The 11,936-nt window shown below is 35.0% G+C and carries 14 protein-coding genes and 2 pseudogenes; 4 read left to right on the forward strand and 12 right to left on the reverse strand.

The annotated features are described in order from the left end of the window. Nucleotides 1-69 precede the first annotated feature (69 nt). Nucleotides 70-510: a DUF4395 domain-containing protein gene (locus LLA01S_RS10780; RefSeq protein ID WP_011676392.1), complete on the forward strand. Its 441-nt coding sequence runs from the start codon at nucleotides 70-72 to the stop codon at nucleotides 508-510. A 7-nt stretch (nucleotides 511-517) separates the two neighbouring features. On the opposite strand, the gene LLA01S_RS10785 is transcribed toward LLA01S_RS10780, so the two are convergent. The 7 genes from LLA01S_RS10785 to LLA01S_RS10815 form a co-directional block, all read right to left on the reverse strand. Beyond that, on the reverse strand, nucleotides 518-1,225 hold the full coding sequence (locus LLA01S_RS10785) for a GntR family transcriptional regulator (RefSeq protein WP_011676393.1): 708 nt from the start codon (nucleotides 1,223-1,225) through the stop codon (nucleotides 518-520). Nucleotides 1,226-1,411: 186 nt separating this feature from the next. After that, nucleotides 1,412-2,467 carry a BMP family lipoprotein gene (locus tag LLA01S_RS10790; RefSeq protein ID WP_061778302.1) on the reverse strand — a complete coding sequence of 352 codons (1,056 nt, stop codon included), beginning with the start codon at nucleotides 2,465-2,467 and terminating at the stop codon, nucleotides 1,412-1,414. A 267-nt stretch (nucleotides 2,468-2,734) separates the two neighbouring features. Then, nucleotides 2,735-3,127, reverse strand: coding sequence for a cytidine deaminase (locus LLA01S_RS10795; RefSeq protein ID WP_011676395.1), 393 nt, complete (start codon nucleotides 3,125-3,127; stop codon nucleotides 2,735-2,737). After that, nucleotides 3,114-3,776, reverse strand: coding sequence for a deoxyribose-phosphate aldolase (deoC, locus tag LLA01S_RS10800; protein ID WP_011676396.1), 663 nt, complete (start codon nucleotides 3,774-3,776; stop codon nucleotides 3,114-3,116). The genes LLA01S_RS10795 and deoC overlap by 14 nt, the downstream gene beginning before the upstream one ends. Nucleotides 3,777-3,788: 12 nt before the next feature. After that, nucleotides 3,789-3,977, reverse strand: a complete 189-nt coding sequence (locus LLA01S_RS10805) for a hypothetical protein (protein ID WP_011676397.1) — start codon at nucleotides 3,975-3,977, stop codon at nucleotides 3,789-3,791. Nucleotide 3,978: 1 nt separating this feature from the next. After that, nucleotides 3,979-5,271 carry a pyrimidine-nucleoside phosphorylase gene (locus tag LLA01S_RS10810; RefSeq protein WP_032951108.1) on the reverse strand — a complete coding sequence of 431 codons (1,293 nt, stop codon included), beginning with the start codon at nucleotides 5,269-5,271 and terminating at the stop codon, nucleotides 3,979-3,981. A gap of 34 nt (nucleotides 5,272-5,305) precedes the next feature. After that, on the reverse strand, nucleotides 5,306-5,902 hold the full coding sequence (locus tag LLA01S_RS10815) for a class I SAM-dependent methyltransferase (RefSeq protein WP_061778305.1): 597 nt from the start codon (nucleotides 5,900-5,902) through the stop codon (nucleotides 5,306-5,308). 188 nt (nucleotides 5,903-6,090) lie between these two features. Between LLA01S_RS10815 and coaA the strand changes: the two genes are divergently transcribed. Next, a complete protein-coding gene (gene coaA / locus LLA01S_RS10820) occupies nucleotides 6,091-7,011 on the forward strand; it encodes a type I pantothenate kinase (RefSeq protein WP_061778303.1) in 921 nt (306 codons plus the stop codon). Nucleotides 7,012-7,081: 70 nt separating this feature from the next. On the opposite strand, the gene psiE is transcribed toward coaA, so the two are convergent. From psiE to LLA01S_RS10845, 5 genes and pseudogenes are all read right to left on the reverse strand, one after another. Continuing rightward, a complete protein-coding gene (gene psiE / locus LLA01S_RS10825; protein WP_011676401.1) occupies nucleotides 7,082-7,513 on the reverse strand; it encodes a phosphate-starvation-inducible protein PsiE in 432 nt (143 codons plus the stop codon). Between the two features lie 53 nt (nucleotides 7,514-7,566). Continuing rightward, nucleotides 7,567-8,511 carry a cation diffusion facilitator family transporter gene (locus LLA01S_RS10830; protein ID WP_021037426.1) on the reverse strand — a complete coding sequence of 315 codons (945 nt, stop codon included), beginning with the start codon at nucleotides 8,509-8,511 and terminating at the stop codon, nucleotides 7,567-7,569. Between the two features lie 281 nt (nucleotides 8,512-8,792). After that, nucleotides 8,793-9,095: a helix-turn-helix domain-containing protein gene (locus tag LLA01S_RS10835; protein ID WP_061778304.1), complete on the reverse strand. Its 303-nt coding sequence runs from the start codon at nucleotides 9,093-9,095 to the stop codon at nucleotides 8,793-8,795. A 29-nt stretch (nucleotides 9,096-9,124) separates the two neighbouring features. Next, a pseudogene (locus LLA01S_RS10840) lies at nucleotides 9,125-9,666 on the reverse strand (IbrB-like domain-containing protein). Further along, complete coding sequence (locus tag LLA01S_RS10845) at nucleotides 9,648-10,967, reverse strand: DUF3440 domain-containing protein (RefSeq protein ID WP_061778306.1); 1,320 nt, start codon at nucleotides 10,965-10,967, stop codon at nucleotides 9,648-9,650. The pseudogene LLA01S_RS10840 and the gene LLA01S_RS10845 overlap by 19 nt, the downstream one beginning before the upstream one ends. A 268-nt stretch (nucleotides 10,968-11,235) precedes the next feature. Between LLA01S_RS10845 and LLA01S_RS10850 the strand changes: the two genes are divergently transcribed. Both LLA01S_RS10850 and LLA01S_RS12275 read left to right on the forward strand, forming a co-directional pair. Then, entirely contained in the window at nucleotides 11,236-11,715 is a 480-nt protein-coding gene (locus LLA01S_RS10850; RefSeq protein WP_232034989.1) for a TetR/AcrR family transcriptional regulator, read from the forward strand. 36 nt (nucleotides 11,716-11,751) lie between these two features. Then, nucleotides 11,752-11,936: pseudogene (locus LLA01S_RS12275) on the forward strand (IS6 family transposase); the annotation flags it as partial.

The raw sequence follows: 11,936 nt of genomic DNA on the forward strand, positions 1-11,936 counted from the left end.
ATAAAAAAATATTAAGACCAAGTCTCTCCAATTACGATAGAATCAACTTATCAAGATTGGAGATTTTTTATGGCTAAAACTACTTTTCAGGGTATCCCCCGCCCACTCGTGCGTACTAATCAAACTTTTATTGTACTTAGCATTATTTTAGCAGTGGTCAGTAATTTTTATTGGATTCTTCTACTCCCGATTCTCGCCGGATTGTCTGGCATATTGTTTGAACGAAATTTTGTTATTCTGATTGCTAAACGTTTTTTAAAAAGAAAGGCCTCAGAATATATTCTTGAAGATAAGTCCGACCTTCGTTTTAATCAAATTATTGCTACAAGCTTATTGAGTGCCAGCTTGATTGCTTCTCTTACCCATCACCCTATTTTGGCAATTGTTTTTGCCGCATTTGTTTTCCTCGCTGCTTCCATCGCTTTAAGTGGCTTTTGTGTGGGCTGTTGGATTCATTTTCAACTTCGTCAGTATCAATATCGTCGGCAAGTAAAAAAAGGACTTCATTAAGTCCTTTTTATCTTTCCAAATAAAATTCAAAACGGTCACCAACATATTGTGACAAAACATATTCAAAAGCAGTCCCATCTACTAGATAAGAAACCTGTGTTAAACCAAGTATAGCAGCTCCAACTCTTGTTTTTAAGTATTCTGATACTTCTGTACTGACTCTCTTTGCCGAAACAATTTGTTCACTCCGACCAATTTCATGCCCATGGCTTTCCAAAGTTTTAAAGAAATTACTAGTAATTTCTTTTTTATCAAAAGATTTCACTAATTTAAATGGAATACTTGCCACTTCATAACAAATGGGAACATTGTCAGCATATCGAATCCGCTCCATTCGAATAATCGAATCTTTTTTAGTGATGTTCAACTTCTCACATTCAACTTCATTAGGAGCAGTTCTAATATAACTTAAGACTTCTGTTGAGGGAACCTTGCCTTGCGAACTGATAATTTCTGTAAAAGAAGTTGTTCCACGCATTTTTTCACGCACACGTCGGCTAGCAACGTAGGTTCCAGAACCTACTCGACGGTCGAGAATTCCCTCATCTACTAAGGCTGTCACAGCTTGTCTGGCTGTCATACGACTCACTGTAAAACGCTCGGCTAAATCTCGTTCGCTTGGAAGACGTTGTCCAATTTTCCAGATGCCTTTTTCAACTTCATCTTTTAAGGCATCATGTATTTTTACATAATTTGGTACTGATTTTCTTGCCATAGTTCCCCCTAACTAAATAATAACAATATATACCACTTTAATATCTGTCTACCATTATATCATAGTTCAGTTGACTTACAAATCAAGAACATTTAAAATAATCGCAAATCTTATCTTCTATTGTTTTTAAAAATATAAAAAAGAATTAGCATGCACTAACTCTTTTTATTTTTAAATTATCTTTAATTATTTTGAAGGAACAGTAATTTTTCCATCAATGATATCTGTTTTGGTTTTGGCAACAGCATCTTTAATTTCTGAAGTTGCGTTATCAAGTCCTAAATCTACACCACCATTTTTAAGGTTGTAAGTAACGATTGTTCCACCAGGGAATTTACCGTCTTTAGTCTTGTCAGCAATGTCTTTTACAACAGTTCCTACTTCTTTGATTGTTGAAACAAGAACAAAGTTAGAATCTTTACCGTCTTTAGATTTATATTTTCCAAGGTATTCTTGGTCTTGGTCAACACCGATAACCCAAACTTTGTCAGCTTCATTTTTGCTTGAGTTCAAGGCTTTAGCTTCACTGAAGACACCTGTTCCTACGCCACCCGCACATTGGTAAACAACATCATCACCAGAACCATACATAGCTGCTGCAATTGTTTTACCTTTAGCCGCATCAGAGAAAGAACCAGCGTATTGAATATCAACTTTGATGTCTGATTTTACAGAATTGGCACCAGCTACATAACCTTTTTCAAAACGAGTAATAACATCGGATTGCATCCCACCGATGAAACCAATTTTGTTCGTTTTAGTTGCTTTGGCCGCAGCTACACCAGCAAGATAAGCACTTTCGTTATCTGCAAAAGTTGCTGAAGTTACATTCTTTTGGTCTTTAATGACAGAGTCAACGATAACAAAGTTAGATTTTGGATTATTTTTCGCAGCTGCTGATGTCGCATCTTGTAAAGAGAATCCAATACCAAACAAAAGTTTGTAACCTTGTTGCTCCGCAGAGTTATAGTTAGTCGTGTAATCTGAAGCTGAATTAGATTGGAAGTAAGTGTATCCAGTACCTTTTTTCAGGTTATTTTCTTTCCCCCAGCTTTGAAGACCTTCCCAAGCGGATTGGTTAAACGAACGGTCATTTACACCATTAGCATCGGTGACGATTGCTGCTTTAAGGTCAGTTTTTACTTTACCTGAAGTTCCAGATGCGTCATGTGAACGACATCCTGCAAGGACTGCGACTGATGCAAGTGCAATAGCACTAACTGCGATTACGCGTTTTTTCATGGAAAGGGTATCCTCCGAATTTTGTTTGGCTAAATTTAGCTTAAGACTATTTTAAGCTATATTGTATCTTCTTGCAAGCATAATTTAGCGGAATATTTCATTTTCTTGCTTAACGTTCGGAAATAACTAACAAAAACACAAAAAACATTTATATTTATCGGTAATTACCATTATTACTTTACATTTAAGACAAGACATGAAGCGCTTACTTTGATTGCAAATTGATATGCTATCTAAAGATAGCATATTTAACTTTTACATTTTTACTTAATCAAGGCTTTTAAAAGAATAAGGTAAAAGTCCTTCGACAGACGTTTCTTTTACTTTATCATCTTTTGAGATAAGATAAACCGGCATATCGGCTGGACAAAATTCTGCAAGTACTTGCCGGCAAGCACCACAAGGGCTAATTGGTTCTTCTGTTTCTCCAAAAACATAGAGTGCGTCAAAATCTTTGACACCTTCTGAAATTGCTTTAAAAATAGCTGTCCGTTCAGCACAATTTGATAAACCAAAACTAGCATTTTCAATATTGCAGCCTTTAATAACCTGACCATCAGCTGTTAGAAAAGCTGCTCCAACTGGAAAGTGTGAGTAAGGGACGTAGGCTAGACTTGCAGCCTCACGAGCAGCCACAATCATCTCTTTAGTAGCTGTCATTTGAGGTAAGACCTTCCATAATTGCGACACCAGCAGAAACTCCAAGACGAGTTGCTCCAGCATCAATCATTGCTTTTGCTTCTTCAAGATTATGAACACCACCAGAGGCTTTAACTCCCATATCTGGACCTACAGTTTGACGCATTAATTTTACATCATGGACTGCCGCTCCTCCAGTTGAGAAACCTGTTGAAGTTTTGACAAAATCAGCACCAACGGCCTTAGCAATTTGGCAAGCTTTAATTTTTTCTTCATCAGTCAAAAGACTCGTTTCAATAATCACCTTGAGTAGTTTATCGCCTTTCACAGCATTTACATCTGCAATATCTGACTCAACAAGATCCCAATCCTTAGATTTGGCTGCACCAATATTAATGACCATGTCAATTTCGTCAGCCCCATTTTCAATGGCGTTTTTAGCTTCAAATGCTTTGAGTTCAGAAGTATTAGCACCTAAAGGGAAGCCAATAACTGTACATACTTTTACATCAGAGTCTTTGAGTTCTTGACTGGCATAATTTACCCAAGTCGGGTTGATACAAACACTCATGAAATCATATTTTTTTGCTTCATCGATGATTTGTTGAACTTTAGATTTTGGAGCGTCTGCCTTGAGAATAGTATGGTCAATATATTTATTAATTTGCATTGTATGTTCTTTCTATTTTTTTAATCTTAAATAAATCATTCCGACAATGAGATAGACAACGACGAAAATAATGATAAAAGCAATAAGTTGAATAAGCCAACCCAAATTTTGTAAATATAATTTTGTGGCTGCCCCAGCTAAAGCTGACAGAATCACTTGCAAAGCCATCACTGGAGTTGGAATTTTTAAATCATTTTTCATCTTATCTGATAATCTCTATAATTTCTTTTTGCTCAATTTGCTGGTCACTAATGACTAAGCTATCATTAAATTCAGCAACTAATTCGTCAGTAATTTCTCGATTAGAATAGAGGCTGGCGATAAGCTCACCTACTTCAACTCGATCTCCTACTTTTTTGGTCAAGGTAACACCTGCTTCAAAATCAATTTCATCTGCTTTAGTTGCCCGTCCAGCACCTAATTTCATGGCAAGCAAGCCGATTCCTAATGCTTTTTCCTCAGAAATAAATCCTGATGCTTTGGCATGAATATCAACTTGATATTTCACTTTAAGAGGAGCTGTCAGCTGTTCAAAAGCATATGGGTCACCACCTTGGGCTTTAACCATTTCAACAAACTTTTTGTAAGCTAAGCCATTATTAAAATGCTCTAAAATTTCAGTTATTGATTTTTCAAGTCCCGCAAGTTGCAGCATAATTTGAGCAAGCTCAGCGATAAAGTCTTGGAATTCTTTTGGTGCATTTCCCTGCAAAGTATTAACTGCTTCTGTCATTTCATTCCGATTCCCAATTGCAAAACCAAGCGGCTGACTCATATTAGTAATAACAGCCACGGTTTCACGACCGACAGATTTTCCAAGGTCGACCATTGTTTGAGCCAGAAGTCGTGCATCATCTACTGATTTCATGAAGGCACCATCGCCCACTGTGACATCCAGTAAAATAGCGTCAGAGCCTGCAGCAATTTTTTTAGACATGACCGAACTTGCAATTAAAGGGATAATATCAACAGTCGCCGTGACATCTCGAAGAGCATAGAGCAACTTATCAGCTTTAACTAATTCATCTGATTGGCCGATGATGGCAATTCCAGTTTCTTTAACTTGTTTGATAAATTCTTCTTCTGTTTTTTCAAACTTGAAACCTGGAATAGATTCTAATTTATCAAGTGTTCCCCCAGTATGTCCAAGACCTCGTCCTGACATTTTGGCAACTGGAACACCGAATGAAGCAACTAAAGGCGCCAAAATCAGCGTGACCTTGTCGCCCACCCCTCCGGTAGAATGTTTGTCCACTTTGATACCAGATATAGTTGACAAATCAAATTCTTTACCTGAATGAACCATAGCCATCGTGAGATAGGCAGTCTCTTGTGTCGTCATTCCTTTAAAATAAATTGCCATGGCCAAAGCCGACATTTGATAATCTGGCACAGTTCCATTGACATAATTTTCAATCATCCAATCGATTTCAGACTTGCTAAATGCTCCGCCGTCTCTCTTCTTTTGAATGAGATCAACCATTCGATAGGTCATAGACTTCTCCTCATTTTATATAATAAGTGATTAATCATTTATAACTTCTAAGAATAAAGTATCCTTTATACCTTGCCACTAGCTGACAGTTGCCAAAGACCTCTTCCATTTTTCTTTGAGCAGATGGAGCTCCTTGTTTTTTTTGAATTACAATTGTTAAATGTCCACCATCATTAAGATAATCAAAGGCACCAGTTAAAATTTCATGAACGACTTCTTTCCCAGCCCTAATGGGAGGATTTGAGATAATTGCATCATATTTTTCACTGACAGCTTCATAGATATTTGAAAGTTCAATTTCAGTATTACTGACAGCATTATCAATTGCATTTTGGCGACATAAATCAAGCGCCCGACTATTGACATCTACCATTGTCACACTTAAATCAAACTTTTTAGCTAAGGTCAATCCCAGTGTTCCATAGCCACAGCCAACATCTAAAAGCGTTTTTGCGCCTTCGGGCTGATAGTTCTCTAATAAAACACGTGAACCATAATCAATTCCATTTTTTGAAAAGACACCACGATCAGTTTTAAAACGCATTGACAGTCCTAGTAAATCAACTGTTAGTGTTTGGAAGTCATGCGAAAGATCTTGATTATCTTCATAATACATATTTGTTTTAACCATTGATTTAATTTTAACATAAAAGCCCTTTTTTATCTTCAAAAAATTTTTAGAAATTCCACCTATTTTGTAATCTCTTACACTTTTCACTGACCACTAAGCTCAAAAGTTGTCAGTAACATATTTAATACGCTTACAGATTTATTAGTTTTTTTACCTCGATAGACCAAAAATATGATAAAATATTTGTCATGAATGAATTCATTAATTTTGACGAAATTAGCCGTGAAACTTGGCAAAATCTTTACAATACTTCTATCGCCCCATTAACACATGATGAATTAGAATCAATTCGCTCACTCAATGACGAAATCAGCTTGCAAGACGTGGAGGACGTCTATCTACCTCTGATTCATCTTCTTCGTTTATATAAAAAAAATTTAGAAGATATGAGCTATTCTAAAGGACTTTTTTTACAAAAAATCGTTAAAACTCCTCCTTTGATTATTGGAATTTCGGGGTCAGTAGCCGTTGGTAAATCAACCACAGCAAGACTCCTTCAACTTCTCCTCTCACGTGCATTTCCAAAATTAACTGTAGATTTAGTCACAACTGACGGATTTTTATACACAACTGATGATTTAAAAAATATGGGAATTCTCGACCGTAAAGGTTTTCCAGAAAGCTACGATATGGAAAAACTGACAAGTTTTCTTTATCATGTCAAAAATGGCGAAAGATTTGAAGTTCCGATTTATTCTCATGAAACTTATGATATTTTACCTAATCAAAGTCAAATTATTGACAGTCCCGATATTTTAATTGTTGAGGGGATTAATGTCTTACAAAATCCGCAAAATCAACTCCTTTACATCAGCGATTTTTATGATTTTTCAATCTATGTTGACGCTGACGAAAAACTCATTGAAAAATGGTACCTTGAACGCTTTGATAGTCTTTTAAAATTGGCAAAGTATGACCAAACAAATTTCTATCATCAATTTACAAAAATGCCTGAGGACAAAGTACTAAATTTAGCCCGTGAAACATGGGCACGTGTCAATCGTGTCAATCTCCGAGAATATATTGAACCCACAAGAAATCGGGCAGAAATCATTCTCCACAAGTCAGAAAATCATCACATTGATAAAATATATCTAAAAAAATTCTAAAAAAAATTACTGACAAATCTGTCAGTAATTTTTTATTTATTTATTTTACTGACAGAACCGTCAGGCAAAATTAGAAATAATCTGCTGTATCATCATTTGGAAAAATGAATTTCTTTAAGATGAAAACACCGATAATCAAGATGAGAATAGCACTAGCAATCAAAAGCACTCCAACTAAACGTTCATGGTAAGTCAATAATAATCGGATAAGCGAAGTAATTCCTAGTGATAATAAGAAAATCAGTGACACATGTCCCTTGTTTCTCAATGAAGTGATGATTAAAGTTAAAAATTCAAAGAAGATAAAGAAGGAAAGAATACTTTCCAAAATATCGTAATAATGAACTTCACTCTCAGAAAGAAAAGCCAGTAAAACGAGATTATAAACCTCTCTAAATAGAAAATAAACCATCAAAAGCCCAACTACCATGAGCAACATAAAACTAATTTTCGATAAAAGATTAGCAAATTTCAGTTCAATATGATTAAAAAAATTTTTCATAGGCCCTCTCCTTCTTTTCTCCTCATTAAAATATTTCTGTCAGTAAATTATGCTTATAAATCAGAAGATTGAACATAGTCTTGAACAAATTCGTCAATTTCAATATAAATATAGCACTTCTTATCGCTAATTTTCTTTCTAATTTCAGCTTCAATCTGATTTATAATTTCATAATCCTCTAACACAAGTTTGCTGACCAAATCAATTTTAGCCGCAATCAAGATTTCTGTTGGACCCAGATGAACCGTTTTGACATTAATTACTCGTTCAACCTCAGAACGTTCAAAGGCAGATAAAATCTTCTCTAAATCACTGTCTGTCACACGTTCCCCAACAATCAAACTATAAAATTCTCTAGTCAAGAAAATCGCAGCAGCCATCAATAAGAATCCAATCAACAAACCACTAATTGCATCAAAGATAGGATTGCCAGTAACCATTGTTAAAACAGTCCCTAAAAGAGCCAAAAGTAAACCAATGATTGCACACAAATCCTCAGTAAAAATAACTAAAATTTCACTATGACGACTCTCATGTAAAAATTTGAAAATAGGCAATTTTTCCGTGTTTAATTCACCAATTTCTTTAAAGGCAATTCTTAGTGAAGAACCCTCAATGAGCATACCTATCAGTAAAATTCCAATAATAATTCCAGTATTTTCTACAGTGTGGGCTGGATGAACAAGCTTATCGTAAGCCTCCATGACTCCGATAACCCCACCACCAAAAAATAGGAAAGTTGCCACAATCATACTAAAGAAATATTTCGCACGTGCCTCACCAAATTGATGCAAATTTGTACTTGCTTGTTTTGACCGACGGTCACCAAATAAAAGTAAAATTTGATTTCCACAATCCACCACCGAGTGAATACTTTCATTTAACATCGCAGCCGAACCTGATAAACCAAAACCAATAAACTTGCTAATTGCCACTAAAACATTTGCTCCAAGTGCCGCAAAAACCGCAAACATTCCTGAAGGTTTCTTTTCTTCCATAAATATCCCTTTTTCTATTCAATATATTATCTATTATAACATAAGCCCTAATTTAAGATTTAATCTGTTACTTTTATCTCAAAATAAAAGGTTCTCTCCATAGGAAAGAACCTCTAGAGAATAAATCAATAGACCTATCCCCAATACTATGTAAGAAAAGAAGTTAAATGAACACTTCATCATAGCATTCCTTTAACTAAGATAATAATATATCATTTACAAAAAAGTGTCAATCCCTTAACGTAAACATTTTAGCGTCTATAAGATTTATCGCATAAACTCTAAATTTCTTTTTCTAAAAGCAAAATTTCGAGCTCTTTTTTCTCCCGATTTATTTTTTCCAAACGATAAGTTAAACTCGTTTTATCTGTCTCTTCTTCCATTCCTAATAAAAATTCAATCGAAACATTAAAATAATTTGCCATTTCGAAAACACGACCAACACTTGGTTTTTTCTTGTATTTATAATTTTTCAAAGTATTTCGAGGATAACCTAATTCTCGTTCAACTTGATTAAAAGACTTATGAGCTTCTTTGATTAATAATTTTAATCTAGAGTAAACAAATAAATATTCTTGTACCATTGTAGTTTTCCTTTTCTTTTCTAATAAATCTATTCTTCACTTATCTCTTCATCTTCCTTCCATGTCCAAGAACGAGAAAAGTCTTGATTTTGAAAAAGTGAAGCCAGACCGCTGAGTTGTTTCAAGCGAAGCAACTCTTCTTTGTCCATTCCAATGTGTTTCATAATCCACTGATCACTCAAACCCGATTCCACCAACTGCTGAACAATTTCTGTCATTAACTCAATTGAATGTGTTCCTCTAGCTCGATTGTGACGAATAGTACTGGCAATTCGATTTTCAAGTGGCCGGTCTATAATTGAAACAGGTAAGCAATTTCCTTCCCGTTGAGCAATTTCTTCTGACCTTTTCATGACCAAATAGCGATGAAATCCATCAACAATCTCATAAAAATCCTTTTCCTTATGTAATAACAAACGATAGGCATCGTATAGCCATCTTCCAAAATAGAACGTTCCAGTAGACGAAATTCAGGAGGTGCTGTTCGATTCGGATTATAAGTATTGGCCCTAATCTTCTCGATAAGCACTCGTTTAATTTGATAAGCTGGGCTTATAAAAATGTCTCCCATTTTTCCATTGCCTCTTGTTTCTTTTGTAATTCATCTTTCGTTTGACCAAAACCCATATACTGACAAGAAGTGTCATTTTTCAAAATTGTAATGCACATCCTCTTATATGAGGGCACCAATGTAAAATTTTTAATAGGTACATCATCTGGATAGTTCTTAAAACGAATAAGCTCATAGGACTGTTTATATTTGCGTTTATTGGTTGGAGCCCCCAAACATTCAAAATCCAATCCGCTTGTTTTCAATTCCTCGACGACATTTACCGGTAATGCCCCACCGGTTCTCATCCAATAGTCCATTGATGATTGGAACTTTTTACGATATACATTTCTGGTTTCTTCCGGCAAAGTATCCAGTAGAAATTCAACGTAAGACTGCCAAGTATGACCTTTGGGTAGGACCGCTCCACGATATCCCATCGCTTGCGTTCCTCCATAAAGGGCCGCAAAGTTTGCCCCATTGACTCGTCCCACCAACTTCCCCCATGTTTCAGGTTCTAAAGCTTGACAAAGTTTAAGCGAATGAACGCCACACTGATGGAAAGGGTTAGCGACTCGCATCGATTTAAAAGGCACACCCGCTTGATAATATAAGTCATAGAGGTGATTATAATCAAACTCAAATTTAGCATTCGCTCGCCAAATATCTGCAAATAACCAATCATACATTGGGTAGAAATTAAAGACATCTTTACTAATACGATGACTGTAATTTGTTGTTCCAAATCGTGAGAATGTTTCATCTCGTGTCACCGCATTATAACGATTCAAACTTTCTTGGGCACGTATTCCAACCAAAACAGCCGTTGTAGTCGCCCCTTTTTCATTATGAAGCCACTGACAAAATTTACTTTGAAAATCATAATCTGACATTCCAACTTTGAAAAATGAAAAATCTTGATTTTCTAAATGAATGGCTCCTTTAGGAATAGTATTCAACCACAATTCCTTATGGTCTGGGTCCCAAGGTAACCAAGTCGATTGTGACATTGAAATTCCACAAGAAGCCGAAACAGGCAAACAAATATGATAATATTCAAACTCAGGATATTTTCCCATCGAACGATGAATATAATCTTTGGTTTCTTGATAATTTCCTTCATAATCCAAATAGAAAACTGAAACCTTTATTCCTTTTTCGACCAATTTATGGCTTTTATAATAAAGATAAACCAATTCCAATATCAATCCTGAATCTTTACCACCAGAAAAAGAGATAATAAGATGGTCAAAATAATCACAAATATAATCTAATCTATGATTAAAAGCTTCGTAAACATTTTCTTTTTGATAAACCTTCACCATATTTTCCTTTCATTTAATTAATTGATTTCATTTTTTCAAAGCGCTCTGTCAAAACTATCAACACTTATATATTACACAAAACGAAATACTTTGTAAAAATTTTTATCAAACTAAAAATTAATCAAAACAATTAATTTTTGAATAAAATAATGCTATAATATTCAAAAAATAAGAAAAACTAACTGAAACAGATTATTTTTATTTTTTGATATTTAGAAGAATCCTCCCATAAAAGAAAGGATTTTATGCTTCATTTGAGTATAAAATGGGAATTGAAATGACAAAAGATACGAAAGAAATTATCGTTCGCAGCCTCTTAAACATCGCTTCCGAAAATGGCAAGATAAACATTGAAGAAATCGCCAAACGCTCACACATCACTCGAACAACAATTACAAACAATTTTAAAAATGGGGTTCCCAGCATTGTAGAATATATTTATTTAAACATTGTTGATGAAGTCAACCAGCAATTGCTGCTGTACAATTGTGAGGAAGTCTCTCTGGAAATTCTTGCCGATATTATGCTTCCTATTCTTTGGAAACACAAAGCTGAGGCCCATATCATTTATAGTTCTCAGCTTCCCTTTCGTCTAATTAAGACAATTAGTGACCGAACTTGGAAATGGGCTGAGAAAAGGTTCAATTTTCTCGTCAGAGAGCACGATTTATCAAATTATTTTACAGGGCAAGAATTGCTCAAATATTTGGTTCTGTTGCAAAGTTTTCCAAAAAATCTATTTTAGTGTAAAATTGAGAAAAAAGACAGAGAGGACAGAGTAATGAATCATTTTAAAGGCAAACAATTCAAAAAAGATTTCATTATTGTCGCTGTTGGTTACTACCTGCGTTACAATCTAAGCTATCGTGAAGTTCAGAAATTGTTATATGATCGTGGAATAAATGTTTGTCATACTACGATTTATCGTTGGGTGCAAGAGTACAGCAAAGTCCTCTATGATCTTTG

It is taken from the genome of Lactococcus cremoris subsp. cremoris NBRC 100676 (assembly GCF_001591705.1).
Lineage (GTDB): Bacteria > Bacillota > Bacilli > Lactobacillales > Streptococcaceae > Lactococcus > Lactococcus cremoris.